The 24,528-nt window shown below is 57.1% G+C and carries 24 protein-coding genes; 12 read left to right on the plus strand and 12 right to left on the minus strand.

Going from position 1 to position 24,528, the window contains the following annotated elements; genetic code table 11:
• Together ACR0NM_RS03830 and ACR0NM_RS03835 are read right to left on the minus strand one after the other, a co-directional pair.
• Entirely contained in the window at nt 1-1,059 is a 1,059-nt protein-coding gene (locus ACR0NM_RS03830) for an FAD-binding oxidoreductase (protein WP_480613303.1), read from the minus strand.
• 78 nt (nt 1,060-1,137) lie between these two features.
• Nucleotides 1,138-2,013 (minus strand): LysR family transcriptional regulator, encoded by an 876-nt coding sequence (locus tag ACR0NM_RS03835; protein WP_170396625.1) that lies wholly within the window; start codon nt 2,011-2,013, stop codon nt 1,138-1,140.
• Between the two features lie 125 nt (nt 2,014-2,138).
• Here ACR0NM_RS03835 and ACR0NM_RS03840 point away from each other — a divergent pair, with 125 nt between their 5' ends.
• The 8 genes from ACR0NM_RS03840 to ACR0NM_RS03875 all read left to right on the plus strand — a co-directional run bounded on the left by ACR0NM_RS03840 (nt 2,139) and on the right by ACR0NM_RS03875 (nt 10,541).
• Entirely contained in the window at nt 2,139-3,221 is a 1,083-nt protein-coding gene (locus ACR0NM_RS03840; protein ID WP_170566039.1) for an amidohydrolase family protein, read from the plus strand.
• Between the two features lie 17 nt (nt 3,222-3,238).
• On the plus strand, nt 3,239-3,592 hold the full coding sequence (locus ACR0NM_RS03845) for a Rieske (2Fe-2S) protein (protein ID WP_170396629.1): 354 nt from the start codon (nt 3,239-3,241) through the stop codon (nt 3,590-3,592).
• 692 nt (nt 3,593-4,284) lie between these two features.
• Complete coding sequence (locus ACR0NM_RS03850) at nt 4,285-5,208, plus strand: hypothetical protein (protein ID WP_480613305.1); 924 nt, start codon at nt 4,285-4,287, stop codon at nt 5,206-5,208.
• Between the two features lie 112 nt (nt 5,209-5,320).
• Nucleotides 5,321-5,710: a nuclear transport factor 2 family protein gene (locus ACR0NM_RS03855; RefSeq protein ID WP_170396632.1), complete on the plus strand. Its 390-nt coding sequence runs from the start codon at nt 5,321-5,323 to the stop codon at nt 5,708-5,710.
• Nucleotides 5,707-8,499, plus strand: coding sequence for a [protein-PII] uridylyltransferase family protein (locus tag ACR0NM_RS03860; protein ID WP_480613307.1), 2,793 nt, complete (start codon nt 5,707-5,709; stop codon nt 8,497-8,499). The genes ACR0NM_RS03855 and ACR0NM_RS03860 overlap by 4 nt, the downstream gene beginning before the upstream one ends.
• Nucleotides 8,486-8,758 carry a hypothetical protein gene (locus ACR0NM_RS03865; RefSeq protein WP_170396636.1) on the plus strand — a complete coding sequence of 91 codons (273 nt, stop codon included), beginning with the start codon at nt 8,486-8,488 and terminating at the stop codon, nt 8,756-8,758. The genes ACR0NM_RS03860 and ACR0NM_RS03865 overlap by 14 nt, the downstream gene beginning before the upstream one ends.
• A 41-nt stretch (nt 8,759-8,799) precedes the next feature.
• The gene (locus tag ACR0NM_RS03870) at nt 8,800-10,002 is read left to right on the plus strand and encodes an RSP_2647 family RNA methyltransferase (RefSeq protein ID WP_480613309.1); all 1,203 of its coding nucleotides are present in this window, start codon (nt 8,800-8,802) and stop codon (nt 10,000-10,002) included.
• Nucleotides 9,999-10,541, plus strand: coding sequence for an RSP_2648 family PIN domain-containing protein (locus ACR0NM_RS03875; RefSeq protein WP_170612309.1), 543 nt, complete (start codon nt 9,999-10,001; stop codon nt 10,539-10,541). Before ACR0NM_RS03870 ends, ACR0NM_RS03875 begins: the two co-directional genes overlap by 4 nt.
• Nucleotides 10,542-10,609: 68 nt before the next feature.
• Here ACR0NM_RS03875 and ACR0NM_RS03880 read toward each other — a convergent pair whose 3' ends face one another.
• The 7 genes from ACR0NM_RS03880 to ACR0NM_RS03910 all read right to left on the minus strand — a co-directional run bounded on the left by ACR0NM_RS03880 (nt 10,610) and on the right by ACR0NM_RS03910 (nt 17,457).
• Nucleotides 10,610-11,299, minus strand: a complete 690-nt coding sequence (locus ACR0NM_RS03880) for a M48 family metallopeptidase (protein ID WP_170396642.1) — start codon at nt 11,297-11,299, stop codon at nt 10,610-10,612.
• Between the two features lie 84 nt (nt 11,300-11,383).
• The gene (locus ACR0NM_RS03885; protein ID WP_480613311.1) at nt 11,384-13,186 is read right to left on the minus strand and encodes a hypothetical protein; all 1,803 of its coding nucleotides are present in this window, start codon (nt 13,184-13,186) and stop codon (nt 11,384-11,386) included.
• 161 nt (nt 13,187-13,347) lie between these two features.
• Nucleotides 13,348-14,532 carry a vWA domain-containing protein gene (locus ACR0NM_RS03890; RefSeq protein ID WP_170646299.1) on the minus strand — a complete coding sequence of 395 codons (1,185 nt, stop codon included), beginning with the start codon at nt 14,530-14,532 and terminating at the stop codon, nt 13,348-13,350.
• A gap of 4 nt (nt 14,533-14,536) precedes the next feature.
• A complete protein-coding gene (locus tag ACR0NM_RS03895; RefSeq protein ID WP_170396648.1) occupies nt 14,537-14,704 on the minus strand; it encodes a hypothetical protein in 168 nt (55 codons plus the stop codon).
• Nucleotides 14,705-14,710: 6 nt separating this feature from the next.
• Nucleotides 14,711-16,075 (minus strand): DUF2927 domain-containing protein, encoded by a 1,365-nt coding sequence (locus tag ACR0NM_RS03900; RefSeq protein WP_170406392.1) that lies wholly within the window; start codon nt 16,073-16,075, stop codon nt 14,711-14,713.
• Complete coding sequence (locus ACR0NM_RS03905; RefSeq protein ID WP_480613313.1) at nt 16,072-16,521, minus strand: N-acetyltransferase family protein; 450 nt, start codon at nt 16,519-16,521, stop codon at nt 16,072-16,074. The genes ACR0NM_RS03900 and ACR0NM_RS03905 overlap by 4 nt, the downstream gene beginning before the upstream one ends.
• Before the next feature lie 90 nt (nt 16,522-16,611).
• Nucleotides 16,612-17,457 carry an AAA family ATPase gene (locus ACR0NM_RS03910; protein WP_170406386.1) on the minus strand — a complete coding sequence of 282 codons (846 nt, stop codon included), beginning with the start codon at nt 17,455-17,457 and terminating at the stop codon, nt 16,612-16,614.
• A 385-nt stretch (nt 17,458-17,842) separates the two neighbouring features.
• Here ACR0NM_RS03910 and dksA point away from each other — a divergent pair, with 385 nt between their 5' ends.
• Entirely contained in the window at nt 17,843-18,265 is a 423-nt protein-coding gene (gene dksA / locus ACR0NM_RS03915; protein WP_074736317.1) for an RNA polymerase-binding protein DksA, read from the plus strand.
• A 72-nt stretch (nt 18,266-18,337) separates the two neighbouring features.
• Nucleotides 18,338-19,489, plus strand: a complete 1,152-nt coding sequence (locus ACR0NM_RS03920) for an FAD-dependent monooxygenase (protein ID WP_480613315.1) — start codon at nt 18,338-18,340, stop codon at nt 19,487-19,489.
• A 4-nt stretch (nt 19,490-19,493) separates the two neighbouring features.
• Here ACR0NM_RS03920 and xth read toward each other — a convergent pair whose 3' ends face one another.
• Nucleotides 19,494-20,273, minus strand: a complete 780-nt coding sequence (xth, locus tag ACR0NM_RS03925; RefSeq protein WP_480613317.1) for an exodeoxyribonuclease III — start codon at nt 20,271-20,273, stop codon at nt 19,494-19,496.
• A 281-nt stretch (nt 20,274-20,554) separates the two neighbouring features.
• On the minus strand, nt 20,555-20,878 hold the full coding sequence (locus ACR0NM_RS03930; protein WP_170406378.1) for a HesB/IscA family protein: 324 nt from the start codon (nt 20,876-20,878) through the stop codon (nt 20,555-20,557).
• A gap of 76 nt (nt 20,879-20,954) precedes the next feature.
• Between ACR0NM_RS03930 and ACR0NM_RS03935 the strand changes: the two genes are divergently transcribed.
• The gene (locus ACR0NM_RS03935) at nt 20,955-22,112 is read left to right on the plus strand and encodes a deoxyguanosinetriphosphate triphosphohydrolase (RefSeq protein WP_480613319.1); all 1,158 of its coding nucleotides are present in this window, start codon (nt 20,955-20,957) and stop codon (nt 22,110-22,112) included.
• Here ACR0NM_RS03935 and ACR0NM_RS03940 read toward each other — a convergent pair.
• Nucleotides 22,094-22,645, minus strand: coding sequence for a putative pterin-binding protein (locus ACR0NM_RS03940; RefSeq protein ID WP_480613321.1), 552 nt, complete (start codon nt 22,643-22,645; stop codon nt 22,094-22,096). The two genes, ACR0NM_RS03935 and ACR0NM_RS03940, sit on opposite strands and share 19 nt — an antisense overlap.
• 130 nt (nt 22,646-22,775) lie before the next feature.
• Between ACR0NM_RS03940 and argS the strand changes: the two genes are divergently transcribed.
• Complete coding sequence (gene argS / locus ACR0NM_RS03945) at nt 22,776-24,521, plus strand: arginine--tRNA ligase (RefSeq protein WP_480613323.1); 1,746 nt, start codon at nt 22,776-22,778, stop codon at nt 24,519-24,521.
• The last annotated feature ends 7 nt before the right edge of the window (nt 24,522-24,528 follow it).

Consider the following 24,528-nt stretch of genomic DNA (forward strand, 5'->3'; position numbering starts at 1 on the left):
TCACGCGTCGAGCGCGACCGGGCCTTTCGGCCAACTGCAACAGGCCAGCACATACCCTTGCTCGGTATCACCGGGTTGCAGGCCGCCCATGTCCTGTATCTCAACATCGCCCTGAGTGAGGCGCACTTTGCAGTTGCCGCAAACGCCCTGCTGGCAGGCCGAGTCGATCCAGACGCCTGCGTTCAGCGCAGCCTCTAGCAAGGTCTCGCCCTCGGCGGCATGACCGTGCAGACCGCTGAGTGAGAAATAGACCTCACCCCCCGTGCCGCTGCTTTCTTCGATAGTGATCTTTTCGCCAAAGCTTTCTTCGTGGACAGCGGCAAACGGAATGACAGAAGCCACATCACGGGCTGCTTTCATGAACCCTTCGGGACCGCACATGAAAATGCTGCGCTCGGCGTGATCAGGCACAAGTCGCTGCAGCAAATCTGCCGATATCTGACCGATTTCACCCTCAAACCCATCATTCGCTTCATCCACAATGGTATGGATGGTCACGTTGGCGAAGCGTCGGTTCAAAAACTCAAGCTGGTCGCGGAAAATGATGTCCCTAGGCGAGCGTGCGAAATGCACGAAAACGATGTCTTTCGGCAAGGTCACGTCGGTGACGTATTGCAGCATCGACATGACCGGGGTGACACCCGAGCCACCGGACAGGAACAATGGCTTATCGCTGGGGATATCCACCCAGTTGAAGCCACCGGTGATATCTGCAATCTCGATCTCTGTTCCGGGGACCATCTGATCGTTCAGATAATTGGACACAATCCCACCGGGCACGCGCTTGACGGTGACCTGAATGTTGTGGGGCCGGGTCGGCGTGGACGAAATCGAATAGGCGCGTACATGCTGCTTGCCCTCGATCTCGAAACAGAAGGTCACGTATTGGCCTGGTTTGAAGTCGAAGCTGCGGCTTTGCGTGTCTTCAAAGACGAAGGTCTTGCTGTCATGCGTTTCATCGATCACCGCTTTGCAGGTCAAAGTGGCAGGCCCACCTGCGTAGCAGGGTTGGTTGTTGGCTGAACTCAGGGAAAACGGACTGTCCGTCGCAACGAGCATCTTGCGGAAACCTCCAGAATAGGGTTCGCGCGAGGATAATGGTGCGAGGGGACTGAAAAACGGTGCAGAATTGCGGTATCAATCGGTTAGAGCGATTGATCTGTGTTGGATTAGTTCTTTGAACAGGGTGACAGCTTGCGCCACCAGCGGGTCATGGCGTTTTCGAACGTGCACGATGGAATAGATGGGCTGTGGGATCACTGGTGCGTCAGTAACCTGTTGCAATGTTGGATACTCGGCACACAGACCCGGTGCGGCAAATCCGGGGAAATATGCCGTTCCGCCGCTGGCTTTTAGGAAATCCAAAGCCAGATCATTGCTGCCCACCAGGGTCGAGCTTTGCGGCTGATCCAAAAACGCCTCGTCATGCTGGCGGTCAAAATATGATGTGTAGGCTACCTGAATGTAGCGCGTCCATGGAACGTCCTCGATCCGGTCACAATCGGTGGACAGCATTACATAGCTTTCGCTGCCCAATTCGCTGACAAACATGTCAGGCGCCCGCTGCGGGACAAAAACAATACCGATATCGGTCTCGCCGGTCAGAACATCCCGCTGTATCTGTTGTGAGAAATTCGCCTCGAGATACAGGTCCAGATACGGGTTTCTTTCCCTGACTGCCTTAGTCCAGTCTATCAGCACGGATCGGGCCAAACTGAACTGAACTGATATACGCAAGCGTTGCCTGTTGCCGCTGCCACCCGCCTCAACATCGCGTCGTGCCAGACTCCAAGCAGCCAGCAGTGACCGGCAATGGGTCTCAAAGCGGCGCCCGGCGGCCGTGGGTTCAGCCCCGCCGCGCCCCCGTTCGAACAGGCGTGTGTCCAGCTCCTGCTCCAACTGACGGATGCGAGCGCTGACCGTGGATTGGGTCACATTCAGACGTTCGGCGGTGCGGTTGAAGTTCCGCGTTTCCAGAACATCCATGTAGGTCACTAAAAGCTGGCGATTCATTTAATCGGTAATCCCGATCGATAGGTGCGTTTCAATTGTATTTATTTGCCAAAGTTTCGCAGATATCAAGCATCGTTGAACAAGATGTAAGCCCGCCCTTTTGGCGCCAGCAACAGGAGAAGTTCATGTTCATCGTCGATTGCGACTGCCACAACTATTGGTGCAGCGCCACGGTTCTGGAACCCTACATGGAAGGTCTTTTCAAGGACATGTTCGTCCGGGGTGAACGCACCGGCCCACGTGGTGCATTCCCACATGGCCATCGTCCCTGGTTCCACCCCGAAGGATTTGCCCGCCATGACGTGAACCCGGTTGAGGAAGACGACAACTACTTGATAATGAAGGAAAAGCACCTCGATAAATACAATATCGACGTTGCGATCCTGACCGGCGACGAACCGATCGAAGCCTCAACGCTGGCCAACCCTTATTACGCCAATGCGCTGTGCAAAGCCTATAACGACTACATGATCGACTACTGGCTGCCCAAGGACGAGCGGTTCTGGGGCTCGATCGTGGTGGCACCGCAGGACCCGCATCTGGCCGCCGCTGAAATCCGCCGGGTTGGCGGCCACCCCCGTGTCGTTCAAGTTTTGGTGAGCCACGGTGCCGCACGCCCTTATGGCGACCCGTTCTATCACCCGATCTATGAGGCTTGCGCCGAAATGGGCTTGCCATTCGCTATGCATCTCGGCGGACAGGGCGGCATCAACTCGACCCCGATCGGGGCCGGGCCTTCGACCTTTTTCTGGGAAACCCACGCGATCCTGCCGCAGACGGCCATGACCCACATGGCCAGCCTGATCGCCCACGGCGTGTTTGAGAAATGGCCGGGCTTGAAAGTGGTAATAATCGAATGTGGCGTCGCCTGGGTGCCCTCGGTTCTTTGGCGTCTAGATGCGAACTACAAGGCGCTGCGCAAGGAAACGCCGTGGCTCAAGCGTCTGCCGTCCGAGTACTTCAAGTCGAACATCCGCATGTCGACCCAGCCGTTGGAGCAGCCCGCGAATATCCAGCACCTGTGGGCCACGCTTGAGGCGATGGATGGAGAGAACACCCTGATGTTCGCGTCGGACTATCCGCATTGGGACTACGACGACGTCAACAAGCTGCATGTCCCGCCCGCATGGCGCGAGAAGATCTTCGGACTCAATGCGTTGGACGTATATACCCGTCTGCCACGCCCGATGGCGCATGCCGCCGAATAAAGAAGGAGACATCGACCATGGCAAACAAGTATTTCGCCTGCAAAACTGATGAAGTCCCCAGCGACGCGGCAAAGATCGTCACAGTTTCGAACATGCCCATCGGCGTTTTCAAACTCGACGACGGTTATCACGCTTTGCTCAACATCTGTCCTCACAAAGGTGCGGCCCTCTGCGAAGGCCCGGTCTGCGGTACGACCCGCCAAACGGACTCAACCGAATTTGTCTATGATCGCGCCGGTGAAATCGTCCGTTGCGCCTGGCACGGTTGGGAATTCGACATTCGCAGCGGTGAGTTTCTTGTGGATTCGTCCATTAAAACGAGACGCTTCGATGTATCAGTAGAGGGCAGTGATCTCTTCGTGCATCTGTAAGAAGCGGGTTTCACGACGAAGGTCAGAAATATTAGGCAGTTCAATCTTTCCTCCCAGCTGCCTGCGCTGGCATTGTCTAGGCATAGGCAATGCCAGTTCTATTTTTGAAACTGGAGATCTATCGCTGCGCTTCTCGTATTGGCTTGGAGGATGGCTATATGCACGTTCTGATTGGCCTAAAGGAGGGCGCTCACCCTGGCCAGATATTCAATGAAAACAACTCATGGCTTGGCTAAGCCATTCTTACCAGCGCCCAAAACTATTTGTTTGATTGGCTTCATGAGACATTGGGCATTTGCCACTTTTATGTCCCAGAAAACAGCAGACCGCGTAAATAGCTGTTCAAGGCCTTCTTGAAAACCATTGGGCTCATGAGATTTTCAAACTAAGGAAATGCATTTGAGCCCATATTTTACACGCCAATTCAGGTCCATTCGCAATTATCCCGCTTCCTCTGATCTACTGCAGTATAGAGTATTCAACTATAGCGGATTTACGTCTCAGTAATTCAGGCCGAGCGACGCAGCCCATCGGTTAAACGTTTCATTAAGAACGCTTAATAATCAAACCCTTCCATAGGGTTTGCGCAATGGCTGCATACATAGTTTTCCGAGGAGCAATCAAGGGAGGTCGCTGAAATGAATGTTGTGAACACAACTCATTGGCCGTTCGGGTCAGAGGAGAGTTTCATCTTGTCGACCGAACCAGGCCTAGCTTCGCAAGGCGGCGTATCTAGTTCGATTGATCAGGTCGATTTGCCTTTTTTGAACCTAGATCCCCATGATCTCGAAGGGAAAGAAGATCTGCCGGATATCGAACTGCGCGGGTTTTGGGACGGGGTGATCGACAGCACGGTCAGCGCGTATCAAGTTGCTGGGTCTCACGAGGTTGAGTTCAATCTTTCGATGGTGAACCACGAGATCGCGACACGCGGAAGCGCCACGCTCATTTCCGAGCTGTACCATACACAGCAAGTCGCGCTTGAAACCATAAGCATGAATGGAACGGACATACCTGTTTCTTATGAGGCCCGGTCAGCCTTTGGATTTGAGGGCGTTCACATTAGTCAGGCAGCACAGTTTCAGCATCTGTCTATAGCCAGCGAACAGGGGGAGATGTTCGATGTGCATGGGTTCGATACAAATGGCGATCTGGTATTGGCGTCATACGGCTATTACGAGGTCGTCGAGATCGCAGGCAAGCTTCACCAAAACGGAATTTCTGATTTTGCACTTAGTTTCGAGGTGTCGTTCGAGCTCGAAATAAATGAGACCGGTCTTTATGAAGTATTTGCTGCGGTCTCGTTCGATGGCCAAATTGACTTTAACGACGGAATGTCGCGCTACTTTGAGTTTGAAGAGGATATGTATTTCCCAGCTCGCGATCTGGGGAGTGTGGAATTTGGCCCTTTGCCAGATGGCTTGTTCCAACAACTGGCGATGTTCCAGGCTCATATGGGTGACGCCTGGGACGAGTTGGTGAGTTTGAACGATCAGCTTGAGGCGGTGTTTTTGCAGCTTCGTGAAGACGAGCACTATGATGAGTGGGATTTGGCCGGGCAGGGGATTGAAAACCCGTTCACTTTCGATTTGCCGCCAGTGGATCAGTGGCTATAACGATTTGGACATTCGGCCCTATCTGCTGTTCAATCGGACAGGGCTAAGCCAACTCTGTCCGATCATGTGCGCTGGCCGCATCTGATTTTCGGCCGTCACAAGTCATAGGCAAATGGAAGATATTGAAAACACCAGCCCACCGTCACTCGATCAGATCCTCTCGCTGGAAAAACAGGTATGGACTGCGCTGGTTGAAGGCAATGCACAGGCGGACCGGGCACTGTTGAGCCCCGATTTTCTGGGCGTGTATCCAACGGGTTTTGCCAATCGCGACGATCATGTTGGCCAGTTCGCCGATGCGCCTACGATGGCGCAATATGAACTCAGCGATACCAGGTTGCGCGTCTTATCGGCGGATGTGGTTTTGCTCTCATACAGGGCAGATTATCTGCGCCCCGAAGCACAGGAATGGGAGGCGATGCTGATCTCATCCCTGTGGGAGCGGCGTCACGACGTCTGGATCAACAGTTTCAGCCAGGACACGCCACTGGAACGGTCATGAGCCAGCCTCTTGTTATCAACCGCTTGCCGCGCGCTTTTCATACCGATCTGGGTGACGAAACACGCGCGGCGCTGCCCGATTTGACTGCCGAGCAGGGGGAGTTGATCGCGGGAACTGCGGGCTCTAGCCCCTACCTGAAAGGTTTGATTGACCAAGAAAGGAACTGGTTGCCACACGCGTTGCAGCAACCGGACCAGGCATTGTCGGAAGTGATGGACGCGGCGCGCGCGCTGCCGTCGGATCAGTTGAAACCCGGTTTGCGGCAAGCGAAGAGGCGCATGGCCTTGCTGACGGCGCTGGCCGATCTGGCAGGTGCGTGGCCGTTGGAAAAGGTAACTGCCGCGCTGACCGACTTTGGCGCTTTGGCCGCAGATGTGGCAGCGAAGGCCGAAATTGCTGCGTTGATCCGGCGCGGCAAGCTGCCGGGTATGACCGAGAATGATGTCGAAACCGCAGCTGGTATGGTCATTCTGGCGATGGGCAAAATGGGCGCACATGAGCTGAACTACAGCTCGGATATCGATCTGATCGTGCTGTTCGACGAAACCCGCTTTGATCCCGATGATTTCTACGAAGCGCGACAGGGCATGGTGCGCGCCACGCGGAATTTCTGTGCCACGCTCAGCGACAAGACGGCGGATGGCTATGTGTTCCGCACCGATCTGCGATTGCGCCCCGACCCTGCAGTCACGCCCGTCTGTCTGGCGATGGAAGCGGCCGAGCGGTATTACGAAAGTCTTGGGCGCACGTGGGAGCGTGCGGCCTATATCAAGGCACGCCCCTGCGCCGGGGATATCGCGGCAGGTCAGAGATTCCTCGATACATTGCGCCCGTTCGTCTGGCGGCGGTATCTGGATTTTGCCGCCATTCAAGACGCTCATGACATGCGACTGCGTATACGCGAGAACAAGGGAACGGGCGGAAGCCTCTCGATTCCCGGCCACGATATGAAGCTGGGGCAGGGCGGTATTCGAGAGATCGAGTTCTTCACCCAGACCCGCCAATTAATCGCGGGCGGACGTGATCCAGACCTTCGCGTCCGGGGCACCGTTCCCGGTCTGGCGGCGCTGGCCTCAAAAGGCTGGGTGCCCGAAGATGTCGCCGAGAAGCTGACCGATCATTACCGTGCCCACCGCGAGGTCGAGCATCGAATCCAGATGGTGCATGACGCGCAGACCCATAAGGTGCCAAGTTCAGAGGACGGTTTCGAACGGGTCGCGTGCCTGATGGGGATCAGCAGCGCCGAATTGACCGCCGAACTGACCCGCCGCCTGACCGAAGTGCACGAACTGACCGAAGGGTTCTTCGCCCCTGGACCAGGCGCGGCACCCCAGCCGCTTCAGGAGGTTGAGTTTGACAAGGGTGTGCTGGCCCGCTGGCCGACTTACCCGGCGCTTCGATCGCAGCGTGGTGCGCGGATATTCGAGCGGCTCAGACCGGAACTTTTAGCGCGATTGGCGAAAACTGCGAAACCCGACGAAGCATTGCTGGCGCTGGATGGGTTTTTGGCAGGATTACCCGCTGGAGTGCAGCTGTTTTCCCTGTTCGAAGCGAACCCGCATCTGATTGATCTGCTGGTCGATATCGTTGGGACGTCACATGCGCTCGCCACCCATCTGTCGCGCAACGCCTCGGTTTTTGATGCGGTGATTGGTGGCAGTTTCTTCAGCGATTGGCCCGGGCAGGCGACCTTGCAGTCGGACTTGACGCAGGCCTTGGCAGAGGAAAGCGACTATGAAACACAGCTCGATCTCGCACGTCGCTGGTGCAAGGAATGGCACTTTCGCATCGGTGTGCATCATCTGCGCGGACTGATCGATGGGGCGCAGGCCGGGCAGCAATATGCCGAACTGGCGCAGGCCGTGATTGCGGCGGTTCTGCCCTGCGTTGTCGACCAGTTCTCCAAAAAGCATGGACCGGCGCCCGGGCGTGGCGCTGCGGTTTTGGGCATGGGGTCACTTGGGGCAGGGCGCATCAACTCGCAATCCGATCTGGACATGATTGTCATCTACGATCCTCAGGATCAGGACATGTCCGATGGCCCTCGCCCGCTGGCAACGCGGACATACTACGCTCGTTTCACCCAGGCTCTGATCACGGCGCTCAGCGCGCCAATGTCGCAGGGACGGCTTTATGAGGTCGACATGCGTCTGCGCCCGTCGGGCAATCAGGGGCCGGTGGCTACAAGCTGGGTCAGCTTCACCAACTATCAGCAGAATGAGGCCTGGGTGTGGGAACACCTTGCTTTGACCCGCGCCCATGTGGTCGCAGGCGACGCCGGTCTGGCCGAGGATATCGAAAGCTTCCGCGCTGAATTCCTATCGCAAACGCGCGACCACCAGAAGGTGCTGAAAGAAGTCGCCGAGATGCGCGAAAGACTGGCCGCAGCCAAAGCACCAGCGGGCGTTTGGGACGCAAAGAATGGGCCGGGCCGCATGATGGATATCGAGCTGATGGCAGAGACGGGCGCATTGCTGGCCGGATTCCCCCAGCGCGATGTCCATTCGGGTCTGGACGGGGCGGTCGCTGTCGGGCTGCTGGATGTCGCACAGGCGCAAACCCTGAAGGGTTGTTACGATTTATGCTGGTCGGTGCAATGTGCGGCGCGTCTGCTGTCGGGAAAGGTGATCGAGGCCGACAAGATCGGTGAAGGCGGTACGGCCTTTCTGTGTCGGGCGACCGGGTTCGATCAGGTCGAACAGCTGCAATCCGCGTTGCAAGACAATTACAGCACTGCGGCCTCGTTGATTGGCGCAGTTGTCGGAGGCGTTGAAGATGGCACGCAGTGATGATCCGAATGACCACAAAGGCCTGATCCGCGAGGCGTATCGCATTGAAGGCATCACCTTGCCCGAGTGTCGCAGCATCTTTCTGGATTGGGCGCTGAGCCTGCCCGGAGAGCTTGATCAAAATCAGGCCTTGACCAACCTACACGCAGTCTATTCGGAACAGGCTGCTGATCATCCGATGACGCAGGTCCTGACCGAGGGTTTGCAGGCGGCCCAAGCCCCCAAGCGTCGTGGCGGCTGGCGCAAGCGCAATCGTTAACGGGGCTTTCACCCCCGTGCATTCACGATTATGAGGGCGCCATGACACCCGTAGCTGACCGCCCCCGTATCCGTTTGAAACCCAAGGCCAATGCGCGTGGCCTGCGCCATGGGTTTCCCTGGGTCTATGCCAATGACATCGTCACCGACCGCCGGACTCGCAAGATCGGGCCGGGGTCCTTGGCTGTGCTGGAAGACGAGAAGCGCGCGCCAATCGCTCTGGTCGCAGTGAATCCGGTCTCGAAGATCATGTGCCGGGTATTGGATCGCGATATCGGCGCGCAGTTGGATGCGGACTGGTTTGAAACCCGTCTGCGCCGCGCGCTTGAGATGCGCGAGCGACTGTTCGATGCGCCTTACTATCGCCTGATCCATGCCGAGGCGGATGGGTTTCCCGGGGTGATCATCGACCGGTTCGGAGACGCCTGCGTGATCCAACCCAACGCTGCCTGGGCTGAGGCACACCTTGAATCTCTGACCGACGCGCTAGTCAAGGTGACCGGGGTCGACACCGTGCTGAAGAACGCCTCGGGGCGCACGCGTGTGCTCGAGGGGTTGGACGACACCAATCTGACCTTGCGCGGCACCGCGCCCGATAAGCCTCTGCCGGTGCCAATGAATGGCGCAACCTACATGGCCGACCTGACCGGGGGACAGAAAACTGGCCTGTTCTATGACCAACGCCCCAACCACGCCTTTGCCGCCAAGTTGGTTCACCCCGAGGCGCAGGTGCTGGACGTATTCAGCCACGTCGGAGGCTTTGGTCTGGCCATGCTGGCGGGCGGCGCAGCACAGGCATTGTCCGTTGACGGCTCGGCAGCGGCGCTCGAACTGGCGGCGAAGGGCGCAGAAGTCTCAGGATTTTCTGCCCGTTTCCAGACCCGACAAGGCGACGCCTTTGATATACTGACCAAACTCGGCGAAGAGGGCGCGTTGTTCGACGTCGTCATCTGTGATCCCCCGGCTTTTGCACCTTCGAAACAGGCGTTGGATGCAGGTTTGCGTGCCTATGAGAGTACCGCACGTCTGGCGGCTCCGCTGGTCAAACCGGGCGGGTATCTTGGCCTCTGCTCCTGTTCTCATGCCGCTGATCTGGGCCGCTTCCGCGATGCCTCATCCCGTGGGATCGGACGGGCAGGACGACAGGCCCAACTGATCCGAACTGGCTTTGCCGGGCCGGACCATCCACAACTGCCGCAGCTGGCAGAAAGCGGCTACCTCAAAGCCGTGTTTTACCGTCTGTGAAGGCCGTTCTGGATACCTGCGTCATCTATCCCACGGTGATGCGAGAGATGCTGTTGGGCGCTGCGAGGCTTGGTTATTTCACGCCCGTCTGGTCTGCACGTATCCTCGAAGAATGGGCCCGCGCCGCCCGCAAGCTTGGCCCCGAGGGCGAGGCGCAGGCGCGCGCCGAAATCGCGCTGGTTCAGGCCCATTGGCCAAATGCCGTGCAACCCGCCAACCTCGGTGTTGAACAGCGCCTATGGTTGCCGGATGCCGCCGACATCCACGTTCTCGCAACGGCGGTCACAAGCTCGGCAGATGTCATTGTCACCGTCAATGCCAAGGATTTTCCCAAGAATATGTTGGCCGACGAAGGGCTTGAGCGGCGCGATCCGGACGGACTGCTACATGAACTCTGGCTGTCCGACCCCGAAGGCATGACGCAGGTTTCCAAAGCGGTCCTTGCTGAAGCCAACCGGCTATCCGGTGCTCAATGGACCTTGCGCAGCTTAATGAAAAAAGCCCGCCTGCCGCGCCTTGGCAAAGCCCTGAGTACTTAATTCGGGATCCCATTCATCTGGCCAAAAATATCTCGGGGAGCGCGAGGGGCTGGCCCCTCGCTCCTATCCTAAACTCCCACGCCCCACTTTTGTTCAAGTACTTCCAGAGCTGCGATCCGCTCATCCGTCTTTGGATGACTCATCAACCAAGCGGGCACAACGCCCGCACGCTGCTGAGTCAGATCCTCAAGCTTGTGGAACAAAGACTTCTGTGGACCAATCCCGATCCCGGCTTTTGTCAAAAGCGCAGCCGCATATTCATCCGCCTCATATTCATCACTCCGCGACAGGCGGGAGGCCAGCAAATGAGTCAGCATATTTGCAATCCAGGCTCCAATGAACGGGATGAAGCGGTTCAATAGCATCATCAGCGCAGCACGCAGGGCGTTTTGACCCGAGAAATCAATCATCCGCCGCCGGGCGTGGCCAAGGGCGACATGGCCCAATTCATGCGCGATTACGCTTGCCATTTCTTCCGCTGATACTTCGCCGTTGCCAAATTTGCGATAAAAACCGCGAGTGATGAAAATACGCCCATCCGGCGCTGCCAGCCCGTTCACCGGATCGATCTCGTAGATGTAGACTGGGACCCGATCAATCTCCAAGGCTGCAGCCAGCCGGTCCGTCATGCGTTTTAGCGCAGGATCGGCCAGTTCGGTGGACTTCGCATCCAACTCACGATGCGTGCGCCAGACGGATATCCGGTACATCACAACGGCATAGGCTATGGCCAGCAGGATGGGTGTTAAGCGAAGCATGAGTTAGATATGGGCGGCCCACCCCGAGGAGGCAAGCGGTAACTCGCCCTTCACGTCCGATCAGTTATGCGACTCAATCCAGCCTTACCTGCCTGGCGAGGGCAGGTGCAGGTTCGAATGAAACTCGGCAAGGGACTGCTTGGTTAAGACCTCGCCCTTCGAAGCCTCAAAAAATGCGCGTTCAGCTTCCTTTTCTGCGACCAGAGCATCAACTCTCAGGTCCCTCACATCCGCGCGCAGAGCGTCGCGCGCCTCCTCGTAGGTTTCAGCATCGCGCAGCTCATCCTCAAGCGCACTCAGCTTGTCATCATAGTCCGGGTCCGCAGGATCAAGTGCGGCGATATCATCGGCGATGTCTTCGCTGCTGCGGCCATCGTAGTCTTCGTTCAGATCACGCAGTTCACGGCGCGCCTCATAGAGGTCACCGCGTAAGTCGTAATAGGTTTCCGCCGCCGCCTGGTAGGTCGCGATTTTGCCGACATTGCTGTTGGGTGAAGCATTGCGGAACGCCGGGGCCGCGGCCTTAGACGCATTCAGGTTACGCAGCTTGTCCGAGCCATCGGGATCGGTGATTGCTGCAACAAGCGGGTCGCGGTAATAGCGGTAGCGGTCCTTCTTGCGATCGGAATATGGCTTGTCGAAGCGCAGTCGATAGTCGGTTTCATCATAGATCTTCTTATCGTCCGAATAGCGGTAGCCGTCAGGATTGTAAGGCACCGGCTGGACCGTTGCCCAGTCCTTGTGCCGGTAGTTTGGCTGTGGCAGATCGAGATTGCCGTGGAACTCGCCCAGCGTCGCCTTGGTCAATGTCCGCCCTTTCGAAGCGTCATAAAAGGCAGCCTCCGCATCTTGCAACGCGTCGCGGGTTTCGTATTTCAGGTCCCTCAGATCCGCGCGCAGATCGTCGCGCGCCTCCTCATAGGTTTCTGCATCGCGCAACTCATCCTCAAGCGCACTCAGCTTGTCATCATAGTCCGGGTCCGCAGGATCAAGCGCGGCGATATCATCGGCGATGTCTTCGCTGCTGCGGCCATCGTAGTCTTCGTTCAGATCACGCAGTTCGCGGCGCGTATCATAGAGGTCACCGCGTAGATCGTAATAGGTTTCCGCCGCCGCCTGATAGGTCGCGATCTTGCCCACATTGCTGTTAGGTGAAGCATTGCGGAACGCCGGGGCCGCTGCCTTGGATGCATTCAGGTTACGCAGCTTGTCCGAGCCATCGGGATCGGTGATCGCTGCAACAAGCGGGTCGCGATAGCGACGCTTGCTGGGCTTCTTATCGTCATAGTGCTTGGATTTATAATCTGTGCGAGCAACAGGTCGCGGGGAATACTCAACCGGAGCCACCGACGCCTTGCGGTACGATTTCTTTACCCGGTTCGCGCTTGACTTGGTTTTTACCGGCGAACGCTTGCCAAATAGTTGCTCGACATCGCGTTTAAACTCTCTTCCAAAGCCCGCCAGTGTGGTCTTTTGTACCTTGCCGTTCCGTCCGTTAGCTTTAGCAGAGGTTTTGGCTGACCGGTGGTGTTTTGCCTTTTGCTTCTTGTTGAACCCGAAAGCCTTTTTAACGCGGTGCGTTTTGGACTTGGCCTTGCCGGGATCTTTACCCGCGCTTTTGGCACCCTTAGTCTTGCCGGATTTTCCCTTTTCGCCACCTTTGTTGCCGTCGTTGCCTTTTCCGGACTTTCCCTTGCCTTTGTTGCCGTCGTTGCTTTTTCCAGAACTACCTTTGCCGCCGCCGCGGCCCTTTCCCTTGCCATTATCATTCTTGGCATAAGCGGCGTCAGGGGAAAGTACCAATGTCGCGGTCGCACCCGATGCAATTGCGAACGCTGTAATGGTCAAAACAGATGTCAGGATATTTCGTAGTTTTGAAATGGTCATCTCAGCCCCCCAGCTTCAATCCCTTTGTCGTATATCACGAATTCGAGAGAGGCAGGGAATTTTGCCGAGATTGTTTCTTTGGTGGTGCTTTTGACGCGAATATCTCTGAAAACTAGGCCTATTGTTTCCGGTTTCTGAGTCAACCAGGACTCCGACGGTGACTAGCGCGTCAGTTCCCGCATACCTTGTTCCAAACCCGCCAGCGTCATGGGTACCATGCGATCTTCGAATATCTCACGGATCATGCCGATCGAATGGGTATATTCCCAATACTTCTCTGGCACTGGATTGATCCACAGGTTCGATGTCCACTGTTCGCGTGCACGGCCCAGCCAGACTTGGCCAGATTCCTGATTCCAATGCTCATTTGCACCGCCGGGATAAGCGATCTCGTAAGGACTCATCGAGGCATCGCCGACAAAGATGCATTTGTAGTCCGGCCCGTATGTGCGCAAGACCTCGTGCGTCGGAGTTTGCTGATCCCAGCGGCGGCGATTGTCGCGCCAGACGCCTTCATAGAGGCAATTGTGGAAGTAGTAGTATTCCAGATGTTTGAATTCGGTTCGGGCCGCTGAGAACAGTTCTTCGACGACCTTGATATGCGGGTCCATCGATCCGCCCACGTCCAGAAACAAAAGCACTTTGACGGCGTTGTGTCGTTCGGGTCGGGTTTTGACATCCAGATATCCGTGTTCAGCCGTAGCCCTGATCGTTCCATCCAGATCAAGCTCTTCCGCTGCACCCTCACGCGCCCAGCGGCGCAGGCGTTTCAAGGCAACCTTGATGTTCCGGGTGCCTAGTTCAACAGTGTCATCTAAGTTCTTGAATTCGCGCTTGTCCCAGACCTTTACGGCACGCTGATGGCGGCTTTCTTTCTGGCCGATGCGCACGCCTTCGGGGTTGTAGCCATTGGCGCCGAAAGGTGAGGTGCCCGCGGTGCCGATCCACTTGTTACCGCCCTGATGGCGACCCTGTTGGTCCTTGAGGCGCTCGCGTAGCGTCTCCATCAGCTTCTCAAAGCCACCAAGCGCCTCGATCTCGGCTTTTTCTTCATCCGACAGGTGCTTTTCGGCCATCTTTGCAAGCCACTCGGCAGGAATATCGACCGCCTCGAGTACTTGATCGAAACTGATTTCACCCAACCCTTCGAAACTGGCGGCAAAGGCACGGTCGAACTTGTCGATGTTGCGCTCGTCTTTCACCATCGAAACGCGGGCGAGATAGTAAAACGCCTCGACATCGTATGTCGCCAAGCCCTTTTTCATCCCTTCCAGAAACGTCAGGTACTCGCGCAGAGATACGGGAATGCCAGCGTTTCGGAGGTTTTCGAAGAAGGGCAGGAACATCGTTCTATACCAGACGGACAATGACCAGTGAAATCACCAGCCCGACCAACGCAAAGGCAATGCCGTAGCCCGCAGCGTATTGCGCCATATCCGCACCGCTTCCGTTACGTTTGCGTGCTGTCAACGCGCCCAGAATCGCGCCCAGAATAGCCATGCCCAGAACCACTATCATGTGACGTTATCCACCCGTGCTTGTGGCGGCTGACTGCGCGATGTCTTGTGTGACCGAGCGCACCACCAAATCCGAGCCGAAGCCGTAACGTGCCCATCCGATACTGTCCAGCCGAACGCGACGTGCCTGATCTAGTTGACCGGACTGCCGCAGTGCCTCGGATTTGAGCAGCAGCAGAGTGGCCAGAAGGGCGGCGTTCTCGGCCTTGGTCATGACATTGATTGCTTTGTTCAATTCGGGCAGGGCCTCGGTGCCCTGACCCTGTGCCAAAGCAAAGGCTGCGGTTTGTGCCGTGATATGAGCGCGCTGAATTTCTGTTCCCGGGGTGGCGTTCAGGTATTTCAGGGCAATTTCATATTGCTGCTGCGCCGCCTCGGGGTCGTCGAATTGCCCCATGCGCCCCAGCAGATAATGCGGATAGGCGCGGCGGTGGTCGGTCCAGCCTTGCTGTTGACCAATTCGCGCTGCCTCGTTCGCAGCGTTAACGCGCTTGGCCGTACCAGCGCCAGCCCCCAAAGCGCGTTGAACTGCGTTAATCCAGGCCCGAGGTGTCTCAGTAACCTGTTGTGGCGCAACCCGATCCCCTCTGGGGTTCAGCCGGCTGAGTACGCCGGGCAGAACCGCTGCCACCTGTTCGCGTGTCATGCCATTTTGCAGCTCAGGCGCATAGGCTGCGCGCAGGATCAACATGTCGAATCCGGTCAGAACCGTGTGGAAATTGTCGTCGTTGAATACTGAATCGGTTAGGCGATAGAGGTCGTTCAGAGGTCCAAGTGCCTGAGCCAATTCTTCATGCAGGCAGTCCCGAATTTCCTGTGGGCTGGCATCGTAGGGGATGAATATCCCGATCCGTTCACGTTTTCGCAGTTCGGTCCAGTTGCTTTTGCTTTTGCGCCTGTCACGGCGGTATTCTTCCAGACTTGAAGAGTTGGGCACGACGAAACAGGCGGCCTGCGGCAGGATGCGGCGGATCTGTTTCTGGCTTACAGCCTCGATCGTGATGTTCGCCTGACCCTCTGGAATCTGCCGGATGTCGATCTTCGCCTCACGTTGCAACCGTGTCAGTAGCCGGCTCAGGTCGGTCTGCATCGTTGGTGGCGGTGTCCCTGTCAGACGCACCGTGATCGGTCCATCAAACCGGGTGAAAACGGGCAACTCTGCGCCGCTCTCAAGTGCGAAATGCAGCGATAGGAAATCTGCGGCGATGTTCTTGTTTGAGCGGGCAGGTGGGCTTGGACGAGCAGCGCCGAAGGATTTAGACGGCGGTAGCGATGCTTCGATCACCTGGGTACGGGTCGGCGTCTCGATCCGGTCGACCGTGGTGCAGGCAGACAGCGCCGCCAGAAGGAGAGTTGCGCCCAAAAGCCTCATGGTCGCTGATACTTCAGAAACGGCGACAACTTGCCGATGCGGTCATAGAGTTTGCGTGCGGTATGGTTGTTTTCCTGCGTCAGCCAATACACTGAGGGGGCTTTCTGCCTGTCCGCTTCTTCATAGACGGCCTCAATCAGGGCGCGTCCAACTCCGGTGCCTCTCGCTTCTGGGCGGGCATAGAGATCCTGCAGATAGCAGACACTTTCTTCCTTCCAGGCGTGGCGATGAAACAGGTAGTGGGTCAGTCCAAGCAGTTGCCCATCCAAATCCGCGACAAAACAGGAAAAGTCATTCGGATCATCACCTAAGAGCCGTGCAAAGGTGTTTTGGAAAGTCGAATCCGGCACTTCGGTTTCATAAAATGCCAGGTAGTCACGCCACATTTCGGCCCATTGATCCCGGTCTTCTGGTCGCAAGGGGCGAATTGTGAGGGCGTTAGTCATTTTATTATTTCCTGCTCTGGAGGCCCGATTGGCGCGGGGTCTTTCGTTGATGTAATGCTGACACCCGACCGTACCGATGACAAGCTGTGATCACCGCTTGCTACGTGCCATAAAGGCCAGCCGTTCAAACAGGTGTACGTCCTGCTCATTTTTTAGAAGCGCACCATGCAGCTTGGGCAGTGCATTCACACCGTCGCGTTTAAGGTCCTCAGCGCTCAAGTCCTCAGCCAAGAGCAGTTTCAGCCAGTCCAGCACTTCCGAGGTCGAGGGCTTTTTCTTCAAACCCTGCGTTTCGCGGATTTCGTAGAACTGGGTCAGCGCGGTGGTCAGCAGCGCATCTTTGATGCCGGGGTGATGGACTTCGACGATACGGCGCATCGTGGCTTCGTCTGGAAAGCGGATGTAGTGAAAGAAGCAGCGGCGCAGGAATGCGTCAGGTAGTTCCTTTTCGTTGTTCGACGTGATTATGACGATCGGGCGGTTCTTAGCACGGATCGTCTCGCCGGTCTCGTAGACGTGGAACTCCATCTTATCGAGTTCTTGCAATAAATCGTTGGGAAATTCGATATCAGCCTTGTCAATCTCGTCGATCAGTAGCACAACCTTTTCATCCGCATCGAATGCCTGCCATAGCTTCCCCTTGCGAATATAATTCGAGACATCGTGCACGCGTTCATCACCTAGCTGACTGTCACGTAGACGGCTGACCGCATCGTATTCATACAGTCCCTGCTGCGCGCGCGTTGTGGATTTCACGTTCCACTCAATCATCGTCAGCCCCAGCGCGCCTGCGACCTGTTTCGCCAGCTCGGTTTTGCCGGTTCCGGGTTCGCCCTTGACAAGCAGCGGGCGTTCCAGCGTGACGGCGGCGTTCACGGCAATGTTCAGATCGTCGGTGGCAACATATTCTGCGGTGCCTTGAAAACGTGCGGTCATGGGACCCCTCATGTGGTTTCCGCGGAATGCGGGCTGGGTTTGCTCTGCTCGGGTTACAGAGAGGCAAGGTTATTTACAAGCCGGGCCGCAGCGTCGCGAAAGGATGGGATGGGCTGTAAGTCCAATCTGTTTTGGGCGATTCGTTCGGGGCGGGGTATCGCAGGGGTTGAAGCTGCCTGAAAAACGCCTTGCGAGAACCACAGAAAAACAAGGTTTTGTTGTTACAAGTCTCAAAATTAGAGCAGTCGGAGTGACGCGGCGGCGAGGCATACGTTTGTGTAGTGACAATCTCTGCCCCGTCGGATAAACGCTCCGCAGAAGGGGGTGCCGAATGTCAGGTAATACAATCGCAACCGACGTTTCAGGCCATACCGAGGGAGCAAATATGAAGCAGGAAGTTTTTCTGCCGGAAGATTACCGTCCGGCTGAAGATGAACCTTTCATGAATGATCGCCAGCTTGAGTATTTTCGCCGCAAGCTGATGGATTGGAAGACAGAACTACTCGCAGGCAGCCGTGATACGATCGAAGGTCTGCAGGACAACACCCGAAACATTCCCGATGTCGCTGACCGCGCAAGCGAAGAGACCGACCGTGCGCTGGAACTGCGCACCCGGGATCGTCAGCGTAAGCTGGTGGCCAAAATCGACTCGGCCCTGCGCCGGATCGAAGAAGGGGAGTATGGATATTGCGAGAAGACCGGTGATCCGATCTCGCTCAAGCGCCTGGATGCGCGTCCTATCGCGACTATGACGCTTGAGGCGCAAGAGCGTCACGAGCGCCGCGAAAAGGTCCACCGCGACGATTGATCGCTGGGAAATTGCAACAAAACAACAGCGCCGGGGCCTGTCGCCCCGGCGTTTTTGCGTTATGGCAGGCCCATGAATATCAATGGTCTGAATTTCTGCGTCATTGGCGGCGGCATTGGGGGCATGGCGGCGGCACTCGCACTGCGAAGTCAGGGTGCTCAGGTGACGGTTCTGGAGCAGGCCCCAGAACTGACCGAAGTTGGTGCTGGATTGCAAATCAGTGCGAACGGGATGGCGGTACTGCGTGCGCTAGGCGTTGCTGGTAAGGTCCCGGAAGCTGGACAAATCTCGGGTGGGACCGTTCTGCGCGATTACCGTAATGGGCGCGTGATCAGTCGGGTCCCGGTCCCTGCCGCTGGGTCGACTTACTATTATCACCGGGCAGACCTGCTGGACCTGTTGCACAAAGCCGCCTTGCGCTCTGGGGTGGATATTCGGCTGGATGCACCTGTCACCACGGTTCATAAACACCCAAGCGAAGCCGAGATCGTTCTGGAAAGCGGCGAAAGGCTGCGTGCGGAATGCGCGATCGCAGCAGACGGTGCGCGCAGCGCTATCCGCCCGATCTTGAATGGCCCCGAGGTCCCGGTGTTCACCCATCAGGTTGCCTGGCGAGCAACGATCCCCTGGACCCAGCGAGAAGAATTGCCATGCGCGTCCTTGACGATGGGGCCAGGCCGACACGTTGTAACCTACCCGCTGCGCGATCAACGCCTCGTGAACATCGTGGCCATAGAAGAGCGTTCCGACTGGCAAGAGGAAGGCTGGCGACGTCATGGTGATCCCGACGACCTGCGAACCCGGTTCGCCGATTTTGGCGGACCGGTTGGTGACATATTGTCAAAGATTGACGAGGTTCACCTTTGGGCGCTGTTTCTGCGCCCCGTGGCGCAAATCTGGCAGAATGGGCGATTGGCCTTGCTTGGGGATGCTGCGCACCCGACGTTGCCTTTTATGGCCCAAGGAGCTTGCCTAGCACTGGAAGATGCCTGGGTCCTGACACGCGCGTTCCAGGACAACTCAGGCGTCGCCCGCGCATTGGCTACCTATGAAGCCACTCGACGACCGCGTGCCAGGCAAGTGGTTGGCGCCGCAGGCGCAAATGCGCGTAATTTCCATCTTCGTGGGCCAATGAGGCTGGCCGCACAGGCCGCCTTAATGGCGGTTGGTCCACGCTTGGCACGGCGCTACGAGTGGATCTATAGCTACGACGCGACCGCGTAAGCGTTCACAGGTCGAGATCAACCCAGACCGGCACATGGTCCGAAGGTTTTTCGTGCCCCCTCACTTCGGCATCGATCCTGCAATCACGCATCAAATCTGCAGATTGCGGCGTCAGAAGAAAGTGATCGATGCGAATCCCGTCGTTTCTGTTCCACGCGCCGGCTTGATAATCCCAGAATGAGTAATGACCAGGGCCTTGCGTTCGCGCGCGAAAGGCTTCAGTGAAGCCTAGATTCAATACCTTGCGGAATGCAGCGCGACTTTCGGGTCGAAAAAGCGCATCCTCGCGCCAGGCGTCGGGGCGCTTGGCATCTTCGGCCTGCGGAATAATATTGTAATCCCCGGCCATCAACGCGGGTTCCTCTGATGCCATCAAATCGCGGGCACGATCATAGAGGCGCTCCATCCACTCAAGCTTGTAGTCATATTTCGGCCCCGGCACCGGATTGCCATTTGGCAGATACAATCCGCAGATGCGCAGTGCTCTCTTTCCTATGACAGTAGCTTCGATCCAGCGCGCCTGCTCATCACTTTCATCACCGGGCAACCCACGGGAGACATCCTCAAGCGGCAATTTCGAAAGGATTGCAACGCCGTTGAAGCTCTTTTGCCCGTGGGTTTCAACGTTATATCCGCGCTCCCCGAAAATCTCGCGGGGGAAATTCTCATCGATTGATTTGATTTCCTGCAGCAACACGACATCGGGCTGTGCCTCATCCAACCAGCGAGGTAACGCCTCGGCGCGTGCCTTGATACCGTTGATGTTGAATGTGGCGATTTTCATGCGTGATCCTCCGGTGCCATTGGCAACCTATCGCGCAGAATACACGCAACGGCAAGTTGCCGAACAAGTTAGCGAGGCTCTGCCTCGCGCTCCGAGGTATTTTTAGCCAGATGAAGAAACGGATTCTTAACCATATTCGTCAAAACTGAGCATGCGGTACAGGCGGAGGCGCCGATGACCGCGCCAGGTGAAGCTCTCTGACTTTGACTGTCAGAGAGCGGATCCCTCTTCATCTGGCTAAAAATACCTTGGGGGTGTGGGGGCAAGGCCCCCCACTGGCGCTACATCGAGAACGATGTGCCGCAGCCGCAGGAAGACGTGGCGTTGGGGTTCTCAATCACGAAGCGCGCGCCGATGAGTTCCTGTGTGAAATCAATTACCGCGTTCTCCAGAAACGGCAGAGAGATCGAGTCGACGATGACCTTTTGGCCTTTGCCCTCTAGCACCAAATCGTCCTCTTTCGGCTCATCCAGGGCGATCTCGTATTGAAAACCGGAACATCCGCCACCCTCCACAGCGACACGCAGGGCCTGGCCCTGATCTGCGGCACCGATTTCGGCCAGGCGTTCAAAGGCGCGTTCTGTGACTGTTGGGGGCAGATTCATGCCGGTCTCCAAAGGTTTATTTCCTTAGCATCGTACAATATATGGAATCTGACGACAGGCGACAAGGACAAGACCTTTGGACAGAGCGGGTTTTGCCTCGGACCCAGGCCGCGCAAGGGGGCGGCTTGTACCTGAGGAGGAAAGCAGTTTTCGGTCATGCTTTCAGCGCGACCGGGACAGGATTATTCACGCTAGCGCATTTCGGCGCCTCAAACACAAAACTCAGGTGTTTGTTGAGCATGAGGGCGACAGTTATCGAACCCGCCTGACGCATTCCATAGAAGTGGCTCAGGTGGCTCGAACGATTGCCGGGGCCTTAGGCTTGAACGGCGAATTGACCGAAGCGGTCGCGTTGGCGCACGACCTCGGGCATACGCCGTTTGGCCACACGGGCGAGGATGCTCTGCATGCGTTGATGGAGCCATATGGTGGCTTTGACCACAACGCACAGGCCATTCGGATCGTGACCAAACTCGAGCGTCACTACGCCGAGTTCGATGGGTGCAACCTGACCTGGGAATGTCTGGAAGGGATAGCCAAGCACAACGGGCCGGTCACTGGTGCATTGCCTTGGGCATTGGCCGAATGCAACCAGGGCTTTGACCTCGAACTCCATACTCATGCGAGCGCCGAGGCGCAGGTCGCGGCATTATCGGACGACATCGCCTACAATAATCACGATCTGTTTGACGGATTGCGGGCGGGTTTGTTCAGCGATGAAGATATTCAGCAGCTTCCGATCATTGATGCCTGTTTCGCCGAAGTGGATGCCAAATATCCGGGCCTCGATCCGTATCGCCGCCGGCACGAGGCGCTCAGGCGGGTATTTGGCGTCATGGTTTCGGATGTGATTGACACATCACGCGGCCTGATGGCTGCCTCGGGGGCGCAGTCGGTCGAGGAGATCCGCCATCTGGGTTATCCGGTGATACAGTTCTCGGATGAGCTCTGGGCGAAGCTCAAACAAATCCGCGCATTCCTGTTTTCGCGCATGTACCGCGCGCCCAGCGTGATGGAAGTGCGCGCCAGAGTCAGCAAGGTGGTTGAGGATCTGTTCCCGATTTACCTGACCGATCCAAAACAGATGCCGCGGCATTGGCACAGCGATATCGAGGCTGCAACGGATGAAACCGTGCTGGCCCGCATCGTCTCGGATTACATCGCGGGCATGACTGACCGGTTTGCGCTGCAAGACCATGCCCGGCTGACCGGAGATCACTCGACCGAAATATAGGCAATGGCCCAGACCTGTTGGCCGGCTTGTGTCTGAGCCAGCTCAGCATCATCCGTGGGCGGGAACACGATCATCGTGGGGCCATAACCGCCGATACCCATGGGCGCGCCATCCGCGTGGGTGGCCACGATGGGTTGGTGTGTCTCGATACTTTCCCAGGGGATTTCAGCCTGATAGCCGTCCATAGCCATGGGCAGGGCGGATTTGCCCTTAGCACCTACCATCGTCATTACGTCAGACAACAGTGGGCCAGAAAAGGTATAGTCGCGCTGGTTTTCTGGCGGGCCGTAGGGGATGGTGATTTCGATCTGATCCAACCTGTCCAGCATAGCCGCGTCAAAGCCTGCTGCACCGGTATGGGTGACTTCGAGAAAACCCAACAACCCGCCGTCATTCTCGCCGCGCGCGGGCAAGTTGGTTTCGGTGACGGCGCCACCGAGCGTAAGCAACACGTGGCCTTGTGGTGAGGGCATCTCGGCCCACGTAGGCAAGGCGGTGCTCAGCAACAGGGCAAAGGGCAGGGTAAGGCGCATTCAGGGGCTCCGGTCACGGTTTTCCCAGACATTAGCCCCGATGACGGTTAATCCAAGCGCAAAATTTAGGCGTCCATTGACCTTGGCGCTTTGCGTGGTAAACCCCGCGACAAGCAAAAGGACATCCGAAATGAACCTGTTTTCCGAGATCCGCGGCCTGGTACTGGACGCGCTGGCGCAGATGCAGTCCGAAGGCGCGCTGCCTGAGGGGCTGAGCTTTGACAACGTGGCGGTTGAGCCTCCGCGCGATGCGGCGCATGGCGATATGGCGACCAATGCGGCGATGGTGCTGGCGAAACCGGCGAAGATGAAGCCGCGGGACATTGCGGAAGTGCTGGCGGGCAAGCTGTCTGCAGACGACCGGATCACCAGCGCCGAGGTGGCGGGCCCGGGCTTTCTAAACCTGCGGCTAGCGTCTACGGTTTGGCAGGGCGTGCTGGCTGCGGTGCTGGAAAAGGGTACCGATTATGGCCGTTCGACCATGGGGCATGGTCAGAAGGTGAACGTGGAATATGTCTCGGCCAACCCGACCGGTCCGCTGCATGTAGGCCACACGCGGGGGGCTGTGTTCGGTGATGCGCTGGCAAGCTTGCTGGCCTATTCGGGCCATGAGGTGACCCGCGAATACTACATCAACGATGGCGGCGCGCAGGTGGATGTGTTGGCGCGGTCGGCATATGAACGGTATCGCGAGGCTAACGGGCTGAGCCCCGAGATCGCAGAAGGTCTCTATCCCGGCGATTACCTGATCCCGATCGGTGAAGCGCTGAAAGAGAAATACGGCGACAGCCTGATCGACAAGCCTGAAAGCGTATGGCTGGAAGAGCTGCGCGAGTTCTCGACCGGTGCTATGATGGACCTGATCCGCGCCGACCTGAAGGCGCTGGGTGTTGAGATGGATGTGTTCTTCTCAGAGAAGTCGCTCTACGGCACAGGGCGGATCGAGGCTGCGCTTCAGTCGCTAACCGACAAGGGCCTGATCTACGAAGGCGTTCTTGAGCCGCCCAAGGGTAAGAAACCCGAGGATTGGGAACCGCGCGAGCAGACCTTGTTCAAGTCGACCGAACACGGGGATGACGTCGACCGCCCGGTCAAGAAATCGGACGGCAGCTGGACCTATTTCGCCCCGGATATCGCTTATCATTATGACAAGGTGAGCCGTGGGTTTGACGCGCTAATCGACGTGTTCGGTGCGGACCATGGCGGCTATGTCAAACGGATGAAGGCGGCGGTTTCGGCCCTTTCCGATGGTAAGGTGCCGCTGGATATCAAGCTGACCCAATTGGTGAAGTTGTGGAAGAATGGCGAGCCATTCAAGATGTCCAAGCGGGCAGGGAACTTTGTCACGTTGCGCGATGTAGTCGATCAGGTCGGGCCTGATGTAACCCGTTTCGTGATGCTGACCCGCAAGAACGACGCACCGCTGGATTTCGATTTCGACAAGGTGTTGGAACAAAGCCGCGAAAACCCGGTGTTCTACGTCCAATACGCCCATGCCCGCGTCATGAGTGTGCTGCGCCGCGCCGCTGAGGCCGGGATTTCTGCCGATGATACTACGCTATCAGGGGCAGATCTGGGCAAGATCGACCACGCCTCTGAGCTGACCGTTGCCAAGAAGCTGGCAGAATGGCCACGTCTGGTTGAAATCGCCGCTCGCACAAATGAACCGCACCGGGTTGCCTTCTATCTCTATGAATTGGCAGGAGATTTCCACGCGCTGTGGAACAAGGGCAATGACGAAACCCAGTTGCGCTTCATTCAGGATGGCGATGTTGCCACAAGCCAATCGAAAATCGCACTGGCCCGGGCTGTTTCTGTTGTGATTTCAGCGGGCTTGGGTATTCTTGGCGTTACCCCGGCGCAGGAGATGCGATAACAAATAT

It is taken from the genome of Ruegeria sp. AF2 (assembly GCF_056542025.1).